This window comes from Paracoccus sp. DMF, assembly GCF_004407025.1.
Classification (GTDB): Bacteria; Pseudomonadota; Alphaproteobacteria; order Rhodobacterales; family Rhodobacteraceae; genus Paracoccus; species Paracoccus aminovorans_B.
Genome location: NZ_SOKV02000002.1, coordinates 78,076 through 99,529 on the forward strand (window position 1 = coordinate 78,076; position 21,454 = coordinate 99,529).

The window sequence follows — 21,454 nt, forward strand, 5'->3', positions numbered from 1 at the left end:
GCGATCCCGGAACTTCACCATCCCTTCTCCAAACCTATCGCCCGCCGGCCCGCCAGGCAATGAGCGGCATTGACGCCGCCCCCGGCCCGGCGCAGGAATGGCGGGCTGCAAAGGGGGGCGCCATGTCCGCAAGCACATCCGCAAGCGCGCGCGCGCCGCTCTTCACCGCCGTCCTGGTCGGCGGGTCCATCATCCTGCTGATCAACTTCGCGCTGCGCGCCAGCTTCGGCGTCTTCCAGATCCCCATCGCGCAGGAATTCGACTGGCCGCGCGCCGAGTTCAGCCTGGCCATCGCCATCCAGAACCTGGCCTGGGGCATCGGCCAGCCGATCTTCGGTGCCCTGGCCGAACGCTGGGGCGACCGCTGGTCGGTCATCATCGGCGCCTTCCTCTATTCCGCCGGGCTGATCCTGACCTCTTACGCCAGCGATCCGCTGACCATGCAGCTTCTTGAGGTGATGGTCGGCTTCGGCATCGCCGGCACCGGCTTCGGCGTCATCCTGGCGGTGATCGGCCGCGCCGCCAGCGACGAGAATCGCAGCCTCGCCCTGGGGATCGGCACCGCCGCCGGCTCGGCCGGGCAGGTCTTCGGCGCGCCCTTGGCCGAGGTGCTGCTGCTGCATTACCCGTGGCAGTCGGTGTTCGTGATCTTCGGCGTCATCGTCTTGGCCTGCCTGTTCTTCCTGCCGCTGCTAAGCGGCGGCAAGCCCGCCAGCCGCAGCGAGCTCGAAGAGAGCATGGGCGCGGTCTTGAGGCGCGCCTTCACCGACCCGTCCTATCTGATGATCTTTGCCGGCTTCTTTTCCTGCGGCTACCAGCTCGCCTTCATCACCGCGCATTTCCCGGCCATGGTGACCGAGATGTGCGGCCCGATCGCGCCGGGCGGCATGCTGTCGGGCATTGGCATCACCACGACCTCGACGCTGGGCGCGGCGGCGATCTCATTGATCGGGCTGGCGAATATCGCCGGCTCGATCTTCGCCGGCTGGCTTGGCAAGCGCTACAGCAAGAAATACCTGCTGGCCGGGATCTATACCCTGCGCACCATCGCCGCCGCCGCCTTCATCCTGATGCCGATCACCCCCGGCAGCGTCATCGTCTTCTCGCTGGTCATGGGCGCGCTGTGGCTGGCGACGGTGCCGCTGACCTCGGGGCTGGTCGCCTATATCTACGGGCTGCGCTACATGGGCACGCTCTATGGCTTCGTGTTCCTGTCGCATCAGCTCGGCTCGTTCCTGGGCGTCTGGCTGGGCGGCAAGATGTATGACATCTATGGCGATTATACCCTGGTCTGGTGGGTGGGCGTCGGCGTCGGCGCCTTCAGCGCGCTGATCCACCTGCCGGTGCGCGAGGCACCGGCCCGGCTGGCGGCGGCCTGATTTTGTTTGACGGGTCAATCAACAAAAATTAGCCTCTCCGGTCAGGCGCAGAAAGCGCCGTCATGAACGGGGAGTTTTCCATGTCTCATCCTCTTGCCCGCCTGGTGCCGGGCGTGCTGTCCCTTGTCCTGCTGGCCCCGGCCGCCATGGCGCAGGACGCCGTGTCCCAGGACACCATGGCGCAGGACGCGGCGCAAATGCCGCAATGCCAGGTCCGCGAATTCGCCATGGGCCTGCGCTATCAGCAGCAATCGGCCGAGGTGCGGGCGCTGCAATTGCAGGCCTATGCCCTGGCCAAGGCCAATCTGGAAGCCGCCATCGCCAAGGCCGAGGATCCGGGGAAGCTGGCCATTGTCACCGACCTGGACGAAACCGCCATCGACAACAGCGCGCTACTGGTGCGCGACATGCAGGAATGCCACGTCTACGACACCTGGGACACCTGGGGCGACTGGGAGTTGAAGGGCCATCCAACCCCGATTCCCGGCGCGCTGGCGTTCTTCGACTTCGCCGACAAGGCCGGCGTGGCGATCTATTACATCTCGGACCGTTTCGGCGAGCCCGAGAACAAGGCCGCGACCATCGCCACGCTGAAGGAGCTGGGCTTCCCGCAGGTCAGCGACGACACCGTGCTGCTTTACGGCACCAGCAAGGCCGAGCGCCGCGCCGTGGCCGCCAAGGATCACCAGATCGTGCTGCTGCTGGGCGACACGCTGGCCGATTTCGACGCCGCCTTCCGCAAGGTGCCGCTGGACGTCAAGCGCGCCGCTGTGGACAGCAACGCCGCGCATTTCGGCGCCGACTGGATCGTCTTCCCGAACGCCACCTATGGCGACTGGAGCGAGGCGCCGTTGCAGGCCTGGGACTCGCCCCTGGTCACGCAATAAGGCCGGGTTGAACTTTCCGGCGGCGTGACGCAGCTTCGCCGGCGCAAAGGGGGAACCATGCGCTGGATCATGTCGCCGGGACTGATGTCCCTCGTGCTGGGCTATACGCTCAGCCAGTTCTATCGCGCCTGCCTCGCGGTGCTGTCGCCGACGCTGCATGCCGAGCTGGCGGCGGGGCCGGCCGATCTCGCGCTGTCCTCGGGGCTTTGGTACATCGCCTTCGCCGCCATGCAGATCCCGGTCGGCTGGGCGCTGGACCGCTGGGGCCCGCGCGAGACCGTTTCGGTGCTGCTGGCGCTTGGCGGCGGCGGCGGGGCGGCGGTCTTTGCCCTGGCGCAGGCGCCCTGGCACCTGCATGTCGCCATGGCGCTGTTGGGCGTCGGCTGCGCGCCGGTGATGATGGGCAGCTTCTTCATCTTCGCCCGCACCCTGCCCCCTGCCTCGATGAGCGCGGCGGGCGGCGCGGTGGTCGGGCTGGGCTCGCTGGGCAACATGCTGGGCGCCGCGCCGCTGGTCTGGGTGGTGAACGGCATCGGCTGGCGCGAGACGCTGGCCATCCTGGCCCTGATCACCCTGGCGGTCTCGGCCACGATCTATGCCTGCGTCAAGAACCCGCCCCGACCCGAGGGCACGCATCCGACCGGCTCGCTACGCGCCCTGCTGAAGGTGCGCGAACTCTGGGCGATCCTGCCGCTGCTGGGCATCACCTATGCCGCCTCGGCCTGCATCCGCGGGCTCTGGGCCGGACCCTACATGGCCGAGGTCTTTGGCGCCAGCGACTACCTGATCGGCTGGGTCACGCTGGGCATGGGTTTGGCCATGGTCACGGCCAACCTGTCGGTGGGGCGGGCGGTGCGCCTGCTCGGCTCGGACAAGCGCACCTCGCTGGCGAACACGCTGCTGCTATGCGCGGTGCTGGCAAGCCTGTGGCTGGCGCCCGGGCTCAGCCTCGGGCTGTCCTCGGTGCTGCTGGTCATGGTCTGCATCTCGGACAGCAACTATTCGCTGATCATGTCGCATGGCCGGGCCTTCCTGCCGCCGCATCTGGTCGGGCGCGGCATCACCTTCATGAACATGGTTTCGATCTCGGGCGTGGGGGTGATGCAGTTCCTGTCGCGGCCGGTGTATCTGTCGGCCTCGGCCAGCCAGCCGCCGGCCACGGCTTACGGTTACATCTTCCTGTTCTTCCTGATACCGCTGGTCATCGGATTGCTTGTCTATCTGTTCAGTCCGGAGGATCGCCATGGCTGAGATCGAGGTCGTCGCCCCCAACCTGAAGCGCCGCCTGTCGGGCGTCACGGCGACCGTGGTGCGGCTGATCCCGGTGCAGGCGCGGATGATCGGCATCGTCACGACCGGGCCGGGGCTGCCGCCCGAGCTGCCGCACATCCCGCTGCGCGGCGCCGCCACCCTGCCCCGCGACCGCTGGCGGGTCTGGCACGCCCGCCGCAATACCGAGATGGCGCTGGGGCTGATCCTGCGCCGGATCCTGCGCCGTAAATACAAACTCTTGTTTACCTCAGCCGCGCAAAGACAACATACGGGGTTCACCCGCTGGCTGATCCGGCAGCAGGACGCGCTGATCGCCACCTCGCCGCAGGCCGCCGGCTATCTGGAACGCCCGGCGACGGTGATCCTGCATGGTGTCGATCTGTCGGTCTTCCACCCCGCTCCCGACCGCGCGGCGCTGCGGGCGGACTTAGGCTTTGCACCCGAGGACATCGTCATCGGCTGCTTCGGCCGCGTCCGGGCGCAAAAGGGCGTGGACCTGCTGGTCGAGGCGGCGCTGCGCCTGTTCCCGACCCGGCCGCGCGCCCGGCTGATCTTCACCGGCCGCGTCACCGCCGACAACCAGACCTTCACCGACGATCTGCGATCCCGCATCGCCGCCGCCTGCCTGTCGGACCGCATCCGGTTCCTGGGCGAGGTGCCGTGGGCGCAGGTCGTGCGCAACTATCAGGCCATCGACCTGTTCGCCGCCCCGGCGCGATGGGAGGGCTTCGGCCTGACCCCGCTGGAGGCCGCGGCCTGCGGCGTCCCCACCGTCGCCGCCCGCGTGGGCGCCTATGAGACACTGATCCGCGACGGCGAAACCGGCAGCCTGGTGGCGCGCGAGGACGTGGACGCGCTGACCGACGCTCTGGCGCGCTGGCTTGATGACGACACCGGCCGCCAGGCCGCCGGCAATGCCGCCCGCGCCCATGTCGCCGCTAACCATGCCATCGAGGGCGAGGCCCGCGCCATCGTCGAGGTCTATCGCAGGCTGCTGGCGTGACCCGCTTCGGCTTCCTGATCGCCCGCACCCTGCGCGACGAATCCGCGCTGCAACGCCTGTCGGTGCCGCAATCCGCGCTGCTGGCGGATCTTGCGGGCAAGCGCATCGCGCTGATCGGCAATGCCCGGGCGCTGGCGCAGACCGATCACGGCACCGCCATCGACGCCGCCGAGCTGGTGATCCGCATCAACCGCGCGCCGATGCCCGCGGCCGCCAGCCACGGCACCCGCACCGACTGGCTGGCACTGGCCACGCGCCTGCCTGACGCGGACCGCGCCCGCATCGCCCCCGCCCGCATCCTGTGGATGTCACCCAAGCGCAAGCGGCTGGACTGGCGGACAGCGACCAGCCCCGGCTTCTATCTGCATCCGCTGGCCGACTATCGGGCGCTGAAGGGCCGGCTGGGCGCGCCCCCGACCACCGGCGCCATGATGATCGACCTGATCGCGCGATCGGACATGGCGCGCCTCGACCTCTACGGCTTCGATTTCTTCGCCTCGCTGTCGCTGTCGGGCCGGCGAAGCGCCGAACAGGTTCCCCATGATTTTTCGGGGGAATCCCGCTGGGTCCAGGAACTGGAACGGGCAGATCGCCGGATTCATCGGCATTAAGACGAAATTCTGCCATATCATCAGTCGTTTCGCCGAAATCTCGCTTTCCCTTTGCCGGGAAACGCCCTATATCGCGGCGTCCTTTAGAAGGAGACCCCCAATGGGCTACAAGGTCGTTGTCGCCGGCGCCACGGGGAACGTGGGCCGTGAAATGCTGAACATTCTCGCCGAGCGCGAGTTCCCTGCCGATGAGGTTGTCGCTCTGGCTTCGCGCCGGAGCATTGGCACTGAGGTCAGCTATGGCGACAAGACCTTGAAATGCAAGGATATCGAGGGTTTCGACTTTACCGGCTACGACATCGCGCTGTTCGCCATCGGCTCGGACGCGACCAAGACCTATGCCCCCATCGCGGCCAGCCAGGGCTGCGTGGTGATCGACAACTCGTCGCTTTACCGCTACGACCCGCAAATCCCGCTGATCGTGCCCGAGGTGAACGCCGACGCGATCGAGGATTACCGCAACAAGATGATCATCGCGAACCCCAACTGCTCGACCGCGCAGATGGTGGTGGCGCTGAAGCCGCTGCATGACCGTGCCCGGATCAAGCGCGTCGTCGTCTCGACCTACCAGTCGGTCTCGGGCGCCGGGAAAGAGGGCATGGACGAGCTCTGGAACCAGACCAAGGGCATGTATGTCCCGGGGCAGGAGGTCGAGCCGAAGAAGTTCCAGAAGCAGATCGCCTTCAACGTGATCCCGCAGATCGACGTCTTCCTGGACAGCGGCGACACCAAGGAAGAATGGAAGATGGTGGCCGAGACCAAGAAGATCCTCGACCCCGCGATCAAGGTCACCGCGACCTGCGTGCGCGTGCCGGTCTTCGTCGGCCATTCCGAGGCGGTCAACATCGAGACCGAGGATTTCCTGGACGAGGACGAGGCCCGCGACATCCTGCGCGAGGCGCCGGGCATCCTGGTCGTCGACAAGCGCGAGCCGGGCGGCTACACGACGCCGATCGAATGCGTCGGCGATTTCGCCACCTATATCAGCCGCATCCGCCAGGACGTCACCGTGGAAAACGGCCTGAACCTGTGGTGCGTCAGCGACAACCTGCGCAAGGGCGCGGCGCTGAACGCGGTGCAGATCGCCGAGCTTCTGGGCAATCGCATCCTGAAAAAAGGCTGAGATGCCGATGCGGGCGCCTTGGGGCGCCCTCTTGCATTTCGCGCCCGCGTCGCGGACCCTGTCGGCCGTTATCAACGAGGGGTCCGATGCGTCATCTTCTGCTTTCCACCGCCATCCTGTTCGCCGGCCCCGCGCTTGCCGACCGCATCGAGACCACGGCCCGCGTGACCGATGTCACCGTCTACCCCTGGGGCGCCGGCGTCACCCGCGAGGCGGCGCTCGACCTGCCCGCCGGCGCGCATGAGCTGGTCATCCCCGGCATCCCCGAGGGCGTGGCCCCGGAAAGCCTGCGCATCAGCGGCGAAGGCGCGGTGATCGGCGCCGTCGGCTTCCAGCAGGAACGCGCCCTGCCCGAAACGCCGGCGAAATCGCCCGAGCTCGCCGCGGCCGAGGACCGGGTCCGGCAGCTGAAATCCGAGCTTTCGGCGCACGCATCCCGCGTCGCCGGCATCAAGGCCCAGGGCGAGGCGGCCGAGGACCTGATCGAATTCCTGATGAAGCTGGCGGAATCCGATGGCATGGCCGGCAATGACATCGCCGCCCTGTCGGGCACGGTCGGCCAGCAATTGCTGCAGGCGCGCCAGACCGCGATCCGCGCCGAGGCCGAGGCCGAAGCCGCCGACCAGGGCCGCGAGGACCTGGAGGAGCGGCTGGAGACCGCCGAGGCCCGGCTCGAGGCGCTGCGCGGCCCGGAATCGGCGCGCGGCGCGCTGGTCGTCGCGGTTCAGGGCCAGGGTCAGCCCGCGCGCATCCGCATCACCAGCCTGACTGGCGACGCCAGCTGGCAGCCGGTCTATGACCTGTCGCTGGCCCGCAAGGAGAGCAAGCTGCGCCTGGATCGCGGCCTTTTGGTGCGGCAGAACACCGGCGAGGATTGGTCCGGCGTGCATCTGCTTCTCTCGACGGCACGGCCGATGGACCAGTCGGCGCCCAGCGAATTGCAGCCGCAATTCCCCCGCATCGGCGAGAACGAGGCCAGGCTCTACAGCCGCTCGGCCGCGCCGATGGCCGAGGCGGCGATGGACTCCGCCGAACGCTACGAGGTCGAGTCGGTGGTGCTGGACGAATCCGGCGTCGCCGGATCGGCCCTGGCGGGCGTGGTCGGCGAGACGGTGGTCTATGACTACCCGACTCCGGTCACGCTGCGCGACGGCGCCGATGCGCTGCGCCTGCCGCTGGATTCGCATGAGCTGACCCCCGAGGTGGTGGCCGAGGCGGTGCCGCGCCGCGACGACACCGCCTATCTGGTGGCCGATACGGTGAATTCGACCGGCGCGGTGATCCTGCCCGGCAGCGCCAGCTTTTACGCGGACGGCGCGCTGGTCGGGCGCGGCGGGCTGGAACTGACCGCCGCCGGCGACAAGATGAAACTGGGTTTCGGCCCGCTGACCGGCATCAAGCTGGAACACCGCACCCCCGACGAGACCGAGGGCGCGCGCGGGCTGATCTCGAAATCCTCGGAACGCCAGGAGGTGGCCGAGCTGCGCATCCGCAACCTGACCGCCGAGGAATGGCCGCTGCGGGTGATCGACCGGGTGCCGGTCTCGACCCAGAAGGACCTGCGCATCGACTGGCGCGCCGACCCCGCGCCCGACGCCACCGACCCCGACGGCAAGCGCGGGCTGCTGGTCTGGAACCGCAGCATCGCCGCCGGAGAGGAGCAGGTCATCACGCTGAGCACCACGCTGCGCTGGCCCGAGGGCCAGATGCTGGTCGGTGCCGACGACTGACCCAGGCGAATCCCGGCGCCTGAATCGCGGCATCGTCGCCCGAGAGGCAGCCACCGCGCGGCGTGCTCTGGGCAAGGTCTTGGCCGTGCCGGCGCCGCGACCAGGTCCAGCACGGGGTCGGCGGCAAACGCGACGCCGCTGCAGCCGGCCAGGGCCAGCGCCAGCGTGCTCCCAGGTGTCATGCGAGCATTTTTAACTCCCGTTGATGCGAGGCGGCGTCTGGGCGGTACGACTTGGTCTGGCGGCAGCACCGCTGGGTGATCCCATTGCGCTGCGCCTCGCGCCGATCGCGAGCCCGGTGCGGATCGGGCCCGAGGACAGGCGATGGCCCCGGCAAATCCGAGGCGTCTGGAGCCGCGGTGAGGAACCCGGCTATCGCCTGGCATTCGGTCATGGGCCAGCCGAGCGACGGACGGCACAAGCTGCGCCAAGGCAAGCGCCCGTCTGCACGTCAGCAGCACCGCTGGGGGGCGCCTTGCGCCAATCACTAGCCCCGGCTCGGCGCTGACGGCTGGCGCAGGACGAGCGCCCGGACTGCAATGCGCGGCGCCTCCGCCCTGCGGAATGAGAGGAGCCCAACGCGGCCACCGCTTGGAGGCCCGGGACCAGCTGTTTGCCGGCGCCGCAAGAGGGCGCGGTAGGCGTTCGGCGAGGTCGCGACACCGCCCGGTGACCCATGCGCACCGTCTTCCGCCCCGGTGCTGGCCGACGCCAAGGACTAGGCGTCGGTCGCCGGCAGCACCAGCGCACCCGAGGCCAGCGCCTCGCCCAGCCGATCCACGGCCTCGGCCAGGTTTTCATCGACGAGATGCAGATATTGCGTCCAGTCGGACAGCTGGCGCAGCTCCTCGGCCCCGTCCGAGATGCCGCGCAGGCCGATCAGCGGCAGGCCGAAGCGCTGGCAGGCCCGCAGCACCGCATAGCTCTCCATGTCGACCATCTGCGCCGTGACCGCGTCATAGCCCGCGCCGCTGACGATGCTGGCCCCGGTGGCGAGGCTCGCCTCGGCAAGGCCGGGGATGCGATGCGGCAGCGGCTGGCGGGCGGGCAGGCCCAGAAGCGGCGTCTCGCCGCGCGCGAAGCCCAGGGGCGAGGCATCCATGTCGCGATATTCCAGCGCCGAGACCTGATAGACCCGCAGCTGTTCCAGCTGGCGCGAGCCGGCCGAACCCAGCGAGACCACCAGTTCGGGCAAAGCGCCCCGGGCCTCGAGCCGCGCAAGCGCGGTGCTCAGCACGACCGCGGCCTCGACCGGGCCGACGCCGGTCATCAAGGGCGCGATGCGGGCCCGCAGCTGCCGCCCGTATTCGGAGTCGAGCGCCATCACGAACAGCACGCGGCGCCCGGCCAGGATGTCGGGGACCACCGGCCGGCTGCCATCCTGTCGCGCCTTATCCATCATGCCCAGCCTCCTGCGATCCGGCGCAGGGAAGCGCAGGGCGGGTCCGGAGGCAAGGGAGATTTCATCCGCTCATGCTGCGGCGCAGCCGCGCCGTCTCGGCCGGATCCGCCAGCGCGGTCCTGGCCGGCGGCTCGACCGCAAGGGGCGGCGTCGGCATCGGCGCGGCAAAGCTCAGAAGCAGCCGCCCGCCCGACAGGCCGCGCAGCCCCCAGGACAACAGCCCCCCCGCCGGGCCGGCCATCGCGCCGCGCACCGGCTGGTCGGGCAGCGCGGCATGCAGCGCCTCGCGCAGCGCGGCAAGGCCGGGGCTTTGCCCGCAGGCCTGGGTCCAGACCGCGATATGGTCGTCCAGCGTCGCCGGCGCGGCGGCACCCCAAAGCTCGCCATAGCGGCGGTTCGAGATCAGCAGCTCGCCATTCGCGGCAAAGACCACCACCGCGTCCTCGAGCGAATCCAGCACCTCGGCGCCCAGCGACAGGTCGGCGCGGAACTTGCGGGTCAGCGAGATTTCCGAGGTGATGTCCTCGAACAGGAAGGCCACCGCGCCGTCGGGATGCGGCCGGCCGGTGACGCGATAGGTCTGGCCGCCGGGCAGCGACCACATCTCGACATGATGCCCCGACGACGCCGCCGCTTCCAGCGAGGCCATCTGGTTGCGCCAGCTGCGGTAATCCTTAGGCTCGGGCACCATGCGCGCCTCGCGCAGGCGATCCAGAAAGGCGTAAAGCGTCGGGCGCGCGGTCAGGAAGCCGGTGGCGAGCCCGGTCAGGTCGATCAGCGCCGGGTTGAACAGCTGCAGATTGCGGTCGCGGTCGAAGATCGCCAGCCCGATGGGCAGGTCGGCAAAGGTCTTGGTCAGGGTCTGGACGAATTCGCGCAGCGCCCGCTCGGCCCGGACGGCGGCATCGGCGGGCAGAGCGATGGCGACGGTCTGCTCGGCAACCTCGTGCACGTGGCAATCGTACCAGCGGCTCTGCCCGTCATGGTCGACCTGGATGCGCCGGGCGCCGCCGCCGCTGGCCGGGCGCGCGCTGAGGTCGACGATCTGCGGCAGGGGCCATTGCGTCTGGTCGGGCAGCCGGGCATCGGCCAGGTCCATATAGGCCGAGTTCGCCCAGGTGACCTGGCCCTGGCGGTCCTGGCGCCAGGCCAGCATCGGCGAATGGTCCATGGTGCTGCGCAGGATCTCGAGCTCTTGCTCCATGACGCCCAGCGACAGCGAATCGACCAGGATGCCGGCATTCTCGGCCGCCGGATCGGCCAGCGTCAGGCGGATCACGCCTTCGCCCAGATCCTCGGCCAGCAGGCGCAGCGGATGCCCTTCGGCGCGTTCCTTGAACTCCAGCCGCGCGGCGCCGGAAAGATCGGGCAGCAGCGCGCCGAAATCCGGCAGGCGCATCGCCAGCCAGCTGGCCAGGCCCTGCCAGTCGCCCTGGCCGGGCAGCGTCGCCAGCAGCGCCCGGGCCGGGCCGGTGGCATCGATCAGCACCTGGTTGCGGAACAGGAAGACGATCGGCTCGATCCCGCGTTCCAGGCCACGCGCCGGACCGGCGCCGCCGAAGCGCCGCTCAAGCTGCCGCATCAGCAGCAGCGCCAGGCCGACGGCCAGCGCCGCGGCAGCAAAGGCGATCAGGAAATGCGCAACCATCGCAACAACCCATCATGGACCCACCCGTTCAACTATAGCGCGATATTTTAAGAAGTGGTTAACGGGCGCCGAATTCAGCCGAGAATTTCGGGGTTTCGCCCCAGGGCGCCGCGGTTGTCGGTCTCGATCAGCTCGCGCGGCCAGATCACCGTGACCTCGGCGCCCTGCGCGCCATTGCCGAAGCGCAGCCGCGCGCCCGAGCGTTCCAGCAGCGCCTTGGCGATGAACAGGCCCAAGCCCATGCCCTCGTAGCTGCGGCCGTCCTCGGCGCGGGGGCGGGTGGTCAGAAAGGGGCTGCCGATGCGCGGCAGCAGCGTCGGGGGAAAGCCCGGGCCGTCGTCGCTGATGCGCAGCCAGATCTCGCGCCGGTCGGCGCCGGTGCGCACGGTGACGCGCTCGGCCGCGAAATCGACGGCGTTCTGGATCAGGTTGCGCAGCCCGTGGATGACCGCGGCGTCGCGATGCACGATCGGGTCGGCCGCGGCGCTGTCCAGCACGATCTGCGCGCGCCGGTCGCGATGCGGGGCGGCGGCCTCGGCCAGCACCTCGGACAGCGGCGCCGAGCGGATCAAGAGGTCGTCGCGGCCCGAGGCGCCCATGGATTTCAGGATGTCGCGGCAGCGGTCGGCGGATTGGCGCAGCAGCGCCAGATCCTCGGCCAGGTCGTCGCGATCGGGCAGCGCCTCGGCCAGCTCGTCCGAAAGCTCGGCGCTGACCAGCTTGATCGTGGCCAAGGGCGTGCCCAGCTCATGCGCGGCGGCGGCGACGACACCGCCCAGGGTCTGCAGCTTCTGTTCCCGCTCCAGCGCCATGCGCGCGGCGAAAAGCGCGTCCGAGGTGGCGCTGACCTCGGCCGCGACCAGCCGCGCATAGGCCGCGAAGAACAGCGCGCCGATGACGATGGCGAACCAATGCCCGACCAGCAGCGGATATTGCAGCGCAAGCCGGGTCGGGCGAAAGGTCAGCGGCTGGGCAAAGACCGCCGCCAGCGTCACCATGACGAAGGTGGCCACGCCCAGGGCCAGCAGGTGCCGGCCCGGCAGGGCGGTCGCGGTGATGGTGACGGGCGCCAGCAGCAACAGCGCAAAGGGGTTTTCCAGCCCGCCGGTCAGCGCCAGCAGCGCCGCGATCTGCGCCAGGTCGAAGCCCAGCTGCCAGGCCGCTTCGCGCGCGGTGATGCGCCGGCCGGGGCGCAGCGACAGCGCCAGGTTCAGCGCGATGGCAAGGCCGATCACCGCCAGGACCGCCGGCAGCAAGAATTTCGCCCCGATCGCCAGCGCCGCGCCCACCGCGGCCAATTGCCCGGCGATGGCGACCCAGCGCAGCAGGATCAGGGTGCGCAGCCGGATCGGCTCGGGTCCCGGCTGGCCGGGTAAAAGATCGATGCGGCGGGAAACGAGGCCAAGGGGCACGCAGGGTCTCCGGTTTCGGGGGCTTCGACCTTGATAGGGCGGCGACCGGCGGCAAGCAATGCACGGACCGGGCATGAATTGGCGCCATGTTTGACCAGGCCTGAAAAACCGCCTAAGCAAATCCAAAATCAAAGGCGAAAGCGATATGGCCGAGGAATACCAGATCGGACCGGACCCCAGCCTGCTGCTGGTCGACGATGACGAGATCTTTCTGACCCGGCTGGCCCGGGCCATGGAAAAGCGCGGCTTTGCCGTCAGCCGGGCCGGCTCGGTCGCCGAGGCGCGCGCGCTTCTGGCCGAAAAGGCGCCGGCCTTTGCGGTGGTTGACCTGCGGCTGGAAGATGGCAACGGGCTGGACGTGGTCGATGCGATCCGCGAAACCCGCGCCGATGCCCGCATCGTCGTGCTGACCGGATACGGCGCCATCGCCACCGCGGTCGCGGCGGTGAAAATGGGCGCCACGGATTATCTGTCGAAACCCGCCGACGCCGATGACGTCACCCGCGCCCTGCTGGCGCGCGGCGAAACGCTGCCGCCGCCGCCGGAAATGCCGATGTCGGCCGACCGGGTGCGCTGGGAGCATATTCAGCGCGTCTATGAACAATGCGACCGCAATGTCAGCGAAACCGCCCGGCGGCTGCATATGCATCGCCGCACATTGCAGCGGATTTTGGCCAAGCGCAGCCCGCGTTAATAACGGCGCCCTCGAAAACATTTGCAATTCCGAGCGGAATGCAAATATTGGGGGCACAACAAAACCGGGATGCCGATATGACCGTTGATCTGGACGCAATGTCCCTGAAAGAACTGCGTGAACTGCGCAACAAGCTGGACCGCGCCATTTCCACCTTCGAGGATCGCCGCAAACGCGAGGCGCTGGCCGCCGTCGAAAGCGCGGCGCGTGAATTCGGCTTCAATCTGGCCGAACTGACCGCCGCCCGGCCGGCGCGCAGCAAGGTGGCGGCAAAATATGCCAATCCCCAGGATCCCTCGGCGACCTGGACCGGGCGCGGACGCAAGCCGCGCTGGGTGCAGGAAGCGCTGGACAGCGGCAAAAAGCTGGAAGACCTGGAAATCTGAACCTGAAACCCCGCGGAAAACCGCGGGGTTTTTTAATGCCCCGACTGGTCGATTTCCGCGAGCAATTCGTCAAATCGCGCCAGATAGGCGGCACGGGTTTCACGCGGCGGCCGCAGCCTTATCTCCAGCCCCTGCAACAGGCCGGGATCGGGAACCGGAAACAGCCGATCCGCCTCGGTTCGGGAAAAACCGGCAATCTGAATGGCTTCCAGCCAGGCCGAGATCCGGTCGGCGCGCTTGATGGCGCGCTTGACCGGCGCCGGCAATTGCGCCGGCAATCCGAAGCGCCGATGGATCGCCGCCGCCAGGCGCGAGTCCATTTCACCATATTCGCGTCCCAGCGCCGCCTTCACCGGCGAAATCATGTCGCCGATGACATATTCCGGCGCGTCATGCAGCAGCGCCGCCAGGCGCCAGCGGGGCTCGGCCTCGGGTTCGGCCCGGGCGTGGATCTGCTCGACCAGCAGCGAATGTTCGGCGACGCTATAGGCCCAGTCGCCATGGGTCTGGCCGTTCCAGCGCGCGACAAAGGCCAGTCCATGCGCGATGTCGGCGATCTCGATATCCATCGGCGTCGGGTCCAGGAGGTCCAGCCGACGCCCCGAGAGCATCCGCTGCCAGGCCCGTTTCGCGGCTTTCGCCATCGCTCTTTCTCCGGTTGCGGCACGAAGAAGGGCCCGCGACGCCTCCGCCACGGACCCGGGATCACGCAGAAGTGAACACGCTCAGGACAGCGGCTGGTCGGCCGGCCGTTCAGCCTGCATGCGGCGGGCGATCTCCTGGCGATACAGCGCCACGAAGTCGATCGGGTCCATGTTGAAGGGCGGGAAGCCGCCGTCGCGGGTCATGTCCGAGACGATGCGCCGCACAAAGGGAAACAGCATGCGCGGGCATTCGATCATCAGGAACGGGTGCAGCTGGTCCTCGGGCACGCCCTCGACGTGGAAGATGCCGCCATAGTCCAGCTCGCACAGGAAGATCGGCGACTTGTCGGCGGCATTGGTCGATTGCACGCGGAACTTGCTGATCACCTCGTACTGGTGATCGGCCGGACGCTTGCGGGCGTCGAGGCTGACCTGGACGCTGATCTCGGGCTGCACCTCGCCCGAGGGCAGGCCCTTCTGCGCGACGGCGTTTTCAAACGACAGGTCGCGGATGTATTGCGTCAGCACTTGCAGCCGCACGCCGGCTTGGGCCTCGGGCGCCTGGCCGTCGGGCGCGGCGGCATTATTGGTCTCGTCGCTCATTGCGTTCTCCTCGGATTTGCCGGGGTTCTAGCACCCCGGCGCCGGGCGCTCAATGCCGCGTCCAGCCCGAGGTGCCGGGGCGTTTCGGCGCAGTCTGGTCGGTCAGACCTTCGCGCACCGGCGCGGGCGGGTCGTCCTGCACGGAATATTCGCCGTCGATCACGCCCTCGTCGGGCCAGCCGCGGGCCGGGCGAAACCCGGCCGGATCGGCACCCAGGTCGGCGTCGGGAAAGCGCGGCGGATAGCCGAAGCCGGCCGAGGCCACCGTGACCCGCCGGCCCATCCAGCGCAGAAGCAGCGCCCGCACCCAAGGGATCAGCAGCAAAAGCCCGATGGCGCTGGTCAGCAGGCCGGGCACCATCAGCAGCAGGCCGGCGATCATCACCAGCGCGCCATGCGCCATCGGCCGGGCCGGGTCGCGGAACTCCTGCATCGCCTGCTGCAGGTCCAGCATGGCGCGGGCGCCCTGGCGGCGCATCACCGCCGCGCCCAGCACCGCCGAGCCCAGCACCAGCGCCAGCGTCGGCAGCACGCCGATCAGGCCGCCCACCTGGATGAACAGCGCGATCTCGACGATCGGCAGGATCACGAAAGGCAACAGCAGCCACATGCGAAACTCTCTCCCAAGTCTTCCATTTTCCGGCGCCAAACTGGACTTGGGCCGGTGCTCACCCTACATAAGCATCCAAACCGCCGTTACAAAGATTGTCAGGCCGCCCATGTCGAACCCCCTGCTGCAACTGCTCGTCCTGGGCGCGATCGCCGTCTTCCTGATCCTGCGCCTGCGCGGCGTCCTGGGCACGCGCGACGGGTTCGAGACGCCGAGCCTTCCCGAGGAGCCGGCACCGCGCAAGCGCTTCGACGTGATCGAGGGCACGGCCGAGCCCGGCGACAGCGACATCGCCGACCATGCCGAACCGGGCAGCCCGACCGCCCAGGCGCTGGCGCAGATGAAACGTGCCGAGCCCGACTTTGCCGTCGGCCCGTTCCTGGCCGGCGCGAAATCGGCCTATGAGATGATCCTGATGGCCTTCGAGCGCGGCGACATCGCCGAGGTGCGCGGCTTTCTCGCGCCGCAGGTGGCCGAGGCCTTCGACAGCGTCATCGCCGACCGCAAGGCGCGCGGGCTGACCACCGAAGCGCAGTTCCTCGGCACCCGCGAAACCGCGCTGGCCAGCGCCGAGTTTACCCCCGCCAGCGGCATGGCCGAGCTTTCGGTCCGCTTCGTCGGCGAGATGATCGTCGCCACCCGCGACGCCCAGGGCAATGTCGTCGACGGCGACCCGAAATCGGCCCGCAAGCAGCGCGACATCTGGACCTTTGCCCGGCGCATGGGCGAGGACGATCCGAACTGGCAACTGGTCGCCACGGCCTGAGCCATGGCAAGGAGGCGGCGCGGACTCTCGGCCGAGGACAAGGCCCTGTGGTCGCGCGTCGCGGCCAGCGCCGTGCCCATGCATCCCGGCCGCAAGCCCGAGCCGCCGCTGCCCGAAACCCTGGCCCCGCCGCCGCAAGCCCCCCGCGCGGTCGCGCCCCCGCCGCCGCCGCTTGCGCTCCATGACCTGCGCATCGGCAAGCTGGCGGCCGCGCCCGCAAGCCGCGTCGCGCTGTCGCCTTCGCCGCCGGCCATGGTCCATGCCCAGCCGCTGCGCATGGACCACAAGACCCATCGCCAGATGACCCGCGGCAAGCTCGCCCCCGAGGCGCGCATCGACCTGCATGGCATGACGCTGAACATCGCCCAGCCGGCGCTGACTCGCTTCATCCTGCAGGCCCGGGCCGAGGGGCGGCGGCTGGTGCTGGTCATCACTGGCAAGGGCCGCGAGGGCGGGCCCGACGCCCCCCTGCCCGTCCGCCCCGGCGCCCTGCGCCACAACGTGCCGCATTGGCTGCACATGCCGCCGCTGAACCAGGTGGTGCTGCAGATCCGCCCCGCGCATCGCCGCCATGGCGGCGAGGGCGCCTATTACGTCTATCTGCGCCGCTAGAAGCCGGGCGAGATCACGACCTGCGCCGCCCGCTCGACCCGCAGCGCGGTTTGGGTCAGCGGCCCGACCCCACCCGCCACATCCGACGAGAATACGGTGTTCAGCTCTCGCGCCTGGCTCAGGATCCGCATCAGCGCGGGCGAGGTGGCGACGTTGAAATGCCCGTCGCCGCTGCTGAAGGCGCCGACGTCGACCAGGGTCACCGGCAGATCCGCCACCGCCCGCGCATCGGTCAGGTTGCCCAGCCGCACCGGCTCGGCCGAGATCAGCGCCGACAGGTTCAGCGCCCGGTCGCGGCCCGAGGTGAAGATGATGAAAGGTTGCGGCAGCCTGCCGATGGCGCGGGCCTGGCTGCGGAACACGCCGACGTCGATGTCGGGCGACAGCAGCACAACCGCGCCGATCCGGTCCAGCGTGCGCCGGTCGCCGGCGATGGCCATCTGGCGCAGGCTCTCCATCATTAGCAGCGCGCCCATGGAATGCGCGACCAGGATCGTCTTGCCGCCGCCCGCCTCGGTCGCGATCTGGATGCTGCGCGCCAGCCCGTCACGGGAATAAAGCACGCTGTCGCGGTCCCCCGCATAGGCCAGCGGCTGCCCGCGCGACGGCCACGAGAAATGCATCGGCACCCCCGGCAGCTTCAGGTCACGCTCGATCTGGGCAAAGCGATACAGGCCCTCGGCGAAGGTGTTGTTGTAGCCATGCACGAACAACACAACATCTCGATCCCCGCGCGGCCTTTCCGCCACGGCGCGCCGCAGGTCGGCGCGGAAATCCTCGGGCCGGGCGAACCGCCGATAGTCCGAGACCAGGAAATCCGTCTGCGGATCGGGCGTCGCGCCCTTTTTCGGATAGGTGATGGTCCCCGGCCGGCGTTGCGGCGGGACCGAGACATCGATCCGGCCAAAGCTGACCCTTTCTTGCCGGCTGTCCTGCAAGGTCCGGCTGCTGGCGACATAGATCCGCTCGACCGTGCCGATCCCGGCGGCCTCGGGCGCCAAGGTGATCGCGCCGCGCGGCGCGCAGGCCGCCACGGCCAGCACCAGTCCGATCATCAGCCGCCTCGGCATGCCCGTCCCCCTGTCGATCCGGGGGCAACATGCCATCACGCGGGCGGGTCGAAAAGCCCTAGCCGTATTTTGCCTTGGGTCCGGCCAGCCACCAGATGATCAGCCCGACCACCGGCAGGATGGCGACCAGCGCGATCCAGATCAGCTTGGTCGTGGTCGTCTCGTTGGTGTTGATGATCGAGGCGATCGCCCAGACATCCAAAGCGAAGATGATGATGCCGAGAATATAGCTCATGGGGCGCCCTCGTCCGTTATCCGCCAGCACAACGGCGAAAGCGCCCGCCGGTTCCGCTAGAGCACATAGCGCGACAGATCGGTCGAGCGCGCAAGATCGCCCAGATGCGTCTCGACGAAGCCGGCATCGACCAGCACGGTCTCGCCCGAGCGGTCGGGGGCGCTGAAGGACAGCTCCTCGAACACCCGCTCGATCACCGTGTAAAGCCGCCGCGCGCCGATGTTCTCGACCGAGCCGTTGACCTCGGCCGCGATCCGCGCCAGCGCCCGCACACCGTCCTCGGCAAAGGTGACGGTGACGCCCTCGGTCGCCATCAGCGCGGTATATTGCCGGGTCAGGGCATTGTCGGTCTCGGTCAGGATGCGGATGAAATCCTCCTCGGTCAGGGCGCGCAGCTCGACCCGGATCGGCAGCCGCCCCTGCAATTCCGGCAGCAGGTCCGAGGGCTTGGCGATGTGGAACGCGCCCGAGGCGATGAACAGGATATGGTCGGTCTTCACCGGCCCGTATTTGGTGCTGACGGTGGTGCCCTCGATCAAGGGCAGCAGGTCGCGCTGCACCCCCTCGCGCGAGACGTCGCCGCCGCGCGCATCGGTCCGCGTCGCCACCTTGTCGATCTCGTCGATGAAGACGATGCCGTTTTCCTGGACCGATTCCAGCGCGGCGGCCTTCACCGCCTCGTCGTCCAAGAGCTTGTCCGCCTCCTCGGCGATCAGCAGCTCGTAGCTTTCCGAGACGGTGACCTTGCGCCGCACGCGCCGGCCGCCAAAGGCCTTCATCAGCCCCGACAGGTCCATCATGCCGCCCATCGGCTGGCCGGGCTGGCCCGGCACCTCCATCATGCCGAAGGGGTTGGAATTGTCCTGCACCTCCAGCTCGATCACGGTATCGTCCAGCTCGCCGCGCTTCAGCTTGTCGCGAAACATCTGCTTGGTCTGCTCGCGCGCGCCCTCGCCGGCCAGGGCCGCGACCACACGATCCTCGGCCGACTTGTGGGCGCGGGCCTTGACCTCCTCGCGCATGCGCTCGCGGGTCTCGACGATGGCGGCATCGGCCAGGTCGCGGATGATCTGCTCGACGTCGCGGCCGACATAGCCGACCTCGGTGAACTTGGTCGCCTCGACCTTCAGGAAGGGCGCCCGGGCCAGCTTGGCCAGCCGGCGGCTGATCTCGGTCTTGCCGACGCCGGTCGGGCCGATCATCAGGATGTTCTTGGGATAGACCTCGTCCCGCAGGTCATCGCCCAACTGCCGGCGCCGCCAGCGGTTGCGCAGCGCCACGGCCACGGCGCGCTTGGCGTCCTTCTGGCCAATAATGAACCGGTCCAGCTCGGACACGATCTCGCGCGGGGTCAGGTCACTCATCTTCTGCCTTTCTGTCTTGGACAAGGGCTTCTTTCTTGCCCAAATATCCCGGGGGAGTCCGAAGGACGGGGGCAGAGCCCCCTCAGCCCAGAACCTCGACCGTCAGGTTGCCATTGGTATAGACGCAGATGTCGGCGGCGATGGCCATGGCGCGCCGCGCCACTTGCTCGGCATCCAGCTCGCTCTCCATCAGCCCGCGCGCCGCGGCCAGGGCATAGTTCCCGCCCGAGCCGATGGCGGCCACGTCATGCTCGGGCTCCAGCACGTCGCCGGCGCCGGTCACCACGAAGATCTCGCGCCCGTCGGTGACGATCAGCATGGCCTCGAGATTGCGCAGGTACTTGTCCATGCGCCAGTCCTTGGCCAGGTCGACGCAGGCCCGCGCCAGCTGTCCCGGCGCCGCCTCCAGCTTCTTCTCCAGCCGCTCGAGCAGGGTGAAGGCATCGGCGGTCGAGCCGGCGAAGCCCACCACCACGTCATGCCCGCCGGGCTTCAGCCGCCGCACCTTGCGCGCCGTGCCCTTCATCACCGTCTGGCCGACGCTGACCTGGCCGTCGCCGGCCACCACGACCTTGCCGCCGCGCCGCACCGCCAGGATGGTGGTGCCGTGCCAGCCGGGAAACTTGTCATCAGACATCGTGCTCTCCGCCTTCTGTTGCGGCTCAGATATGACCGGCCCGCCTCTTTCGCAACCCGCACGGCACCGCTAGCCTGCCGGCCATGACACACGCCCCGATCCTGCGCGTCTACCTGGAGGGCCCGCTGCTGCATATGACGCGGGCGGGCAATATGAATTTCCTGAACGTGCTGAAGGCCGCCGTGGAATCGCGTGGCTGGCGCGTCGAATGGCACGAGACCGGCCCCGAGGCGCGCCGCACCGCCCCGCGCCGTGACGGCTATGCGCTGTTTCACATGCAGCCGCCGACGCATGACCGGGCGCTGAGCTTTCGCCGCACCTATCACTATCCGTTCTGGCGCATTGAGACCACGCAGCAGCGCTGGCGCTTCCGGGTGGCGCAGGCCCGCTTCGACCCGGCGACGGTGGACCCCGCCCCGGCCGAGGCATTCGCCCGCGCCCTGCGCGAACGGGTGCTGCCCGGCCCGCCGCCCAGGCGGACGGGGCCGGTGCTGGTGCCGCTGCAGGGGCATATCCGCCGCTGCCGGTCGTTCCAGACCATGAGCCCGGTCCAGATGCTGGAGCATGTCGCCGCCAGCGGCCGGCCCACCGTCGCGACCCTGCATCCCAGGGAAAGCTACGATGCCGCCGACCATGCCGCGCTGGCCCGGCTGGCCAGGCGCCACCCGAACCTGCGCATCGGCGGCGACACGGGCCAGCTCTTGCGCGACTGCGCCTTCGTCGCGACGCAGAACAGCGGCGTCGGTTTCGACGGCTATATCCTCGGCAAGCCGGCGGTGCTGTTCGGGCAGATCGACTTTCACCATATCGGCCTGAACGTGGCCGATCTCGGCGCCGATACGGCGCTGGCGGCGGCCGGAAGTCACGCCCCGGATTACGCCCGCTATCTGTGGTGGTTCCTGCAAGAGCAGTCGATCAACGCCAGCCGCCCCGAGGCGCCGGAGCGTATCCTGGCCGCCATGCGAAAGGGCGGCTGGCCGATCTGACCCGCCGCCCTTTGCGAAAATCCGTTCTGATCAGATCGAATCGTCGATCCAGGCCTTCAGCGCGGCCTTGGGCGCGGCGCCGATCTTGTTCGAGACCACCTGGCCGTCCTTGAACAGGAACAGTGCCGGAATGCCGCGCACGCCCAGGGCGGCCGGGCTTTCCGGGTTCTCGTCCACGTTCACCTTGACGATCTTGACGCGGCCTTGATACTCGGCCGCCAGCTCTTCCAGCGAGGGGCCGATCTGCCGGCAGGGGCCGCACCACTCCGCCCAGAAATCCACGACGACGGGGGTCGCGGACTGGCGCACTTCGCTGTCGAAATCGGCGTCGGTAACGGCTTGGGTATTGGCCATGGGATGCTCCTGCGCAATGCCGGAGG

Annotated in this window: 23 protein-coding genes; 12 read left to right on the forward strand and 11 right to left on the reverse strand. The window is 68.8% G+C overall.

The window, feature by feature from the left end:
* The first annotated feature begins 122 nt into the window (after window positions 1-122).
* From E3D03_RS01600 to E3D03_RS01630, 7 genes are all read left to right on the forward strand, one after another.
* The gene (locus E3D03_RS01600) at window positions 123-1,379 is read left to right on the forward strand and encodes an MFS transporter (RefSeq protein WP_263565516.1); all 1,257 of its coding nucleotides are present in this window, start codon (window positions 123-125) and stop codon (window positions 1,377-1,379) included.
* Window positions 1,380-1,459: 80 nt separating this feature from the next.
* Window positions 1,460-2,266, forward strand: coding sequence for a 5'-nucleotidase, lipoprotein e(P4) family (locus tag E3D03_RS01605; protein WP_263565517.1), 807 nt, complete (start codon window positions 1,460-1,462; stop codon window positions 2,264-2,266).
* A 57-nt stretch (window positions 2,267-2,323) separates the two neighbouring features.
* Window positions 2,324-3,517, forward strand: coding sequence for an MFS transporter (locus tag E3D03_RS01610; protein WP_263565518.1), 1,194 nt, complete (start codon window positions 2,324-2,326; stop codon window positions 3,515-3,517).
* On the forward strand, window positions 3,510-4,541 hold the full coding sequence (locus tag E3D03_RS01615) for a glycosyltransferase family 4 protein (RefSeq protein WP_263565519.1): 1,032 nt from the start codon (window positions 3,510-3,512) through the stop codon (window positions 4,539-4,541). The genes E3D03_RS01610 and E3D03_RS01615 overlap by 8 nt, the downstream gene beginning before the upstream one ends.
* Window positions 4,538-5,152: a glycosyltransferase family 29 protein gene (locus E3D03_RS01620; RefSeq protein WP_263565520.1), complete on the forward strand. Its 615-nt coding sequence runs from the start codon at window positions 4,538-4,540 to the stop codon at window positions 5,150-5,152. The genes E3D03_RS01615 and E3D03_RS01620 overlap by 4 nt, the downstream gene beginning before the upstream one ends.
* Window positions 5,153-5,252: 100 nt before the next feature.
* Window positions 5,253-6,275, forward strand: a complete 1,023-nt coding sequence (locus tag E3D03_RS01625) for an aspartate-semialdehyde dehydrogenase (protein ID WP_062561568.1) — start codon at window positions 5,253-5,255, stop codon at window positions 6,273-6,275.
* Window positions 6,276-6,361: 86 nt separating this feature from the next.
* A complete protein-coding gene (locus tag E3D03_RS01630; protein ID WP_263565521.1) occupies window positions 6,362-8,005 on the forward strand; it encodes a DUF4139 domain-containing protein in 1,644 nt (547 codons plus the stop codon).
* A 718-nt stretch (window positions 8,006-8,723) separates the two neighbouring features.
* On the opposite strand, the gene E3D03_RS01635 is transcribed toward E3D03_RS01630, so the two are convergent.
* From E3D03_RS01635 to E3D03_RS01645, 3 genes are all read right to left on the reverse strand, one after another.
* The gene (locus tag E3D03_RS01635; protein ID WP_263565522.1) at window positions 8,724-9,407 is read right to left on the reverse strand and encodes a 5'-methylthioadenosine/S-adenosylhomocysteine nucleosidase; all 684 of its coding nucleotides are present in this window, start codon (window positions 9,405-9,407) and stop codon (window positions 8,724-8,726) included.
* Window positions 9,408-9,468: 61 nt separating this feature from the next.
* Window positions 9,469-11,055 carry a PAS-domain containing protein gene (locus tag E3D03_RS01640; RefSeq protein WP_263565523.1) on the reverse strand — a complete coding sequence of 529 codons (1,587 nt, stop codon included), beginning with the start codon at window positions 11,053-11,055 and terminating at the stop codon, window positions 9,469-9,471.
* Window positions 11,056-11,129: 74 nt separating this feature from the next.
* On the reverse strand, window positions 11,130-12,467 hold the full coding sequence (locus E3D03_RS01645) for an ActS/PrrB/RegB family redox-sensitive histidine kinase (protein ID WP_263565524.1): 1,338 nt from the start codon (window positions 12,465-12,467) through the stop codon (window positions 11,130-11,132).
* A gap of 145 nt (window positions 12,468-12,612) precedes the next feature.
* On the opposite strand from E3D03_RS01645, the gene E3D03_RS01650 reads away from it, so the two are divergent.
* Window positions 12,613-13,161, forward strand: a complete 549-nt coding sequence (locus tag E3D03_RS01650) for an ActR/PrrA/RegA family redox response regulator transcription factor (protein WP_263565525.1) — start codon at window positions 12,613-12,615, stop codon at window positions 13,159-13,161.
* A 77-nt stretch (window positions 13,162-13,238) separates the two neighbouring features.
* A complete protein-coding gene (locus tag E3D03_RS01655) occupies window positions 13,239-13,547 on the forward strand; it encodes an H-NS family nucleoid-associated regulatory protein (RefSeq protein ID WP_062561573.1) in 309 nt (102 codons plus the stop codon).
* Window positions 13,548-13,579: 32 nt separating this feature from the next.
* Here the strand turns inward: E3D03_RS01655 and E3D03_RS01660 are convergent, their stop codons facing one another.
* The 3 genes from E3D03_RS01660 to E3D03_RS01670 all read right to left on the reverse strand — a co-directional run bounded on the left by E3D03_RS01660 (window position 13,580) and on the right by E3D03_RS01670 (window position 15,404).
* Complete coding sequence (locus tag E3D03_RS01660; RefSeq protein ID WP_263565526.1) at window positions 13,580-14,191, reverse strand: HD family hydrolase; 612 nt, start codon at window positions 14,189-14,191, stop codon at window positions 13,580-13,582.
* A gap of 81 nt (window positions 14,192-14,272) precedes the next feature.
* Window positions 14,273-14,794, reverse strand: a complete 522-nt coding sequence (secB, locus tag E3D03_RS01665) for a protein-export chaperone SecB (protein ID WP_263565527.1) — start codon at window positions 14,792-14,794, stop codon at window positions 14,273-14,275.
* 49 nt (window positions 14,795-14,843) lie between these two features.
* Entirely contained in the window at window positions 14,844-15,404 is a 561-nt protein-coding gene (locus E3D03_RS01670; protein ID WP_263565528.1) for an FxsA family protein, read from the reverse strand.
* A 109-nt stretch (window positions 15,405-15,513) separates the two neighbouring features.
* Between E3D03_RS01670 and E3D03_RS01675 the strand changes: the two genes are divergently transcribed.
* Window positions 15,514-16,170, forward strand: a complete 657-nt coding sequence (locus tag E3D03_RS01675) for a Tim44/TimA family putative adaptor protein (RefSeq protein ID WP_263565529.1) — start codon at window positions 15,514-15,516, stop codon at window positions 16,168-16,170.
* 3 nt (window positions 16,171-16,173) lie between these two features.
* Window positions 16,174-16,782, forward strand: a complete 609-nt coding sequence (locus E3D03_RS01680; protein WP_263565530.1) for a Smr/MutS family protein — start codon at window positions 16,174-16,176, stop codon at window positions 16,780-16,782.
* On the opposite strand, the gene E3D03_RS01685 is transcribed toward E3D03_RS01680, so the two are convergent.
* From E3D03_RS01685 to hslV, 4 genes are all read right to left on the reverse strand, one after another.
* Window positions 16,779-17,852: an alpha/beta hydrolase gene (locus tag E3D03_RS01685; RefSeq protein ID WP_263565531.1), complete on the reverse strand. Its 1,074-nt coding sequence runs from the start codon at window positions 17,850-17,852 to the stop codon at window positions 16,779-16,781. The two genes, E3D03_RS01680 and E3D03_RS01685, sit on opposite strands and share 4 nt — an antisense overlap.
* 58 nt (window positions 17,853-17,910) lie before the next feature.
* Window positions 17,911-18,087, reverse strand: a complete 177-nt coding sequence (locus E3D03_RS01690) for a PLDc N-terminal domain-containing protein (RefSeq protein ID WP_082724765.1) — start codon at window positions 18,085-18,087, stop codon at window positions 17,911-17,913.
* A 56-nt stretch (window positions 18,088-18,143) separates the two neighbouring features.
* Window positions 18,144-19,451, reverse strand: a complete 1,308-nt coding sequence (hslU, locus tag E3D03_RS01695) for an ATP-dependent protease ATPase subunit HslU (RefSeq protein WP_263565532.1) — start codon at window positions 19,449-19,451, stop codon at window positions 18,144-18,146.
* 82 nt (window positions 19,452-19,533) lie between these two features.
* A complete protein-coding gene (gene hslV / locus E3D03_RS01700; RefSeq protein WP_263565533.1) occupies window positions 19,534-20,088 on the reverse strand; it encodes an ATP-dependent protease subunit HslV in 555 nt (184 codons plus the stop codon).
* A gap of 83 nt (window positions 20,089-20,171) precedes the next feature.
* On the opposite strand from hslV, the gene E3D03_RS01705 reads away from it, so the two are divergent.
* Window positions 20,172-21,074 carry a hypothetical protein gene (locus E3D03_RS01705; protein ID WP_263565534.1) on the forward strand — a complete coding sequence of 301 codons (903 nt, stop codon included), beginning with the start codon at window positions 20,172-20,174 and terminating at the stop codon, window positions 21,072-21,074.
* 30 nt (window positions 21,075-21,104) lie between these two features.
* Here the strand turns inward: E3D03_RS01705 and trxA are convergent, their stop codons facing one another.
* The gene (gene trxA, locus E3D03_RS01710; protein WP_062561584.1) at window positions 21,105-21,428 is read right to left on the reverse strand and encodes a thioredoxin; all 324 of its coding nucleotides are present in this window, start codon (window positions 21,426-21,428) and stop codon (window positions 21,105-21,107) included.
* Window positions 21,429-21,454: the final 26 nt, after the last annotated feature.

Coding starts and splice junctions, on each gene's coding strand:
- E3D03_RS01600 (WP_263565516.1), top strand. CDS start 123: ATGTCCGCAAGCACATCCGCAAGCGCGCGCGCGCCGCTCTTCACCGCC.
- E3D03_RS01605 (WP_263565517.1), top strand. CDS start 1,460: ATGTCTCATCCTCTTGCCCGCCTGGTGCCGGGCGTGCTGTCCCTTGTC.
- E3D03_RS01610 (WP_263565518.1), top strand. CDS start 2,324: ATGCGCTGGATCATGTCGCCGGGACTGATGTCCCTCGTGCTGGGCTAT.
- E3D03_RS01615 (WP_263565519.1), top strand. CDS start 3,510: ATGGCTGAGATCGAGGTCGTCGCCCCCAACCTGAAGCGCCGCCTGTCG.
- E3D03_RS01625 (WP_062561568.1), top strand. CDS start 5,253: ATGGGCTACAAGGTCGTTGTCGCCGGCGCCACGGGGAACGTGGGCCGT.
- E3D03_RS01630 (WP_263565521.1), top strand. CDS start 6,362: ATGCGTCATCTTCTGCTTTCCACCGCCATCCTGTTCGCCGGCCCCGCG.
- E3D03_RS01635 (WP_263565522.1), bottom strand. CDS start 9,407: ATGATGGATAAGGCGCGACAGGATGGCAGCCGGCCGGTGGTCCCCGAC.
- E3D03_RS01640 (WP_263565523.1), bottom strand. CDS start 11,055: ATGGTTGCGCATTTCCTGATCGCCTTTGCTGCCGCGGCGCTGGCCGTC.
- E3D03_RS01650 (WP_263565525.1), top strand. CDS start 12,613: ATGGCCGAGGAATACCAGATCGGACCGGACCCCAGCCTGCTGCTGGTC.
- E3D03_RS01655 (WP_062561573.1), top strand. CDS start 13,239: ATGACCGTTGATCTGGACGCAATGTCCCTGAAAGAACTGCGTGAACTG.
- E3D03_RS01660 (WP_263565526.1), bottom strand. CDS start 14,191: ATGGCGAAAGCCGCGAAACGGGCCTGGCAGCGGATGCTCTCGGGGCGT.
- secB (WP_263565527.1), bottom strand. CDS start 14,794: ATGAGCGACGAGACCAATAATGCCGCCGCGCCCGACGGCCAGGCGCCC.
- E3D03_RS01670 (WP_263565528.1), bottom strand. CDS start 15,404: ATGTGGCTGCTGTTGCCTTTCGTGATCCTGCCGATCGTCGAGATCGCG.
- E3D03_RS01675 (WP_263565529.1), top strand. CDS start 15,514: ATGTCGAACCCCCTGCTGCAACTGCTCGTCCTGGGCGCGATCGCCGTC.
- E3D03_RS01680 (WP_263565530.1), top strand. CDS start 16,174: ATGGCAAGGAGGCGGCGCGGACTCTCGGCCGAGGACAAGGCCCTGTGG.
- E3D03_RS01685 (WP_263565531.1), bottom strand. CDS start 17,852: ATGCCGAGGCGGCTGATGATCGGACTGGTGCTGGCCGTGGCGGCCTGC.
- E3D03_RS01690 (WP_082724765.1), bottom strand. CDS start 18,087: ATGAGCTATATTCTCGGCATCATCATCTTCGCTTTGGATGTCTGGGCG.
- hslU (WP_263565532.1), bottom strand. CDS start 19,451: ATGAGTGACCTGACCCCGCGCGAGATCGTGTCCGAGCTGGACCGGTTC.
- hslV (WP_263565533.1), bottom strand. CDS start 20,088: ATGTCTGATGACAAGTTTCCCGGCTGGCACGGCACCACCATCCTGGCG.
- E3D03_RS01705 (WP_263565534.1), top strand. CDS start 20,172: ATGACACACGCCCCGATCCTGCGCGTCTACCTGGAGGGCCCGCTGCTG.
- trxA (WP_062561584.1), bottom strand. CDS start 21,428: ATGGCCAATACCCAAGCCGTTACCGACGCCGATTTCGACAGCGAAGTG.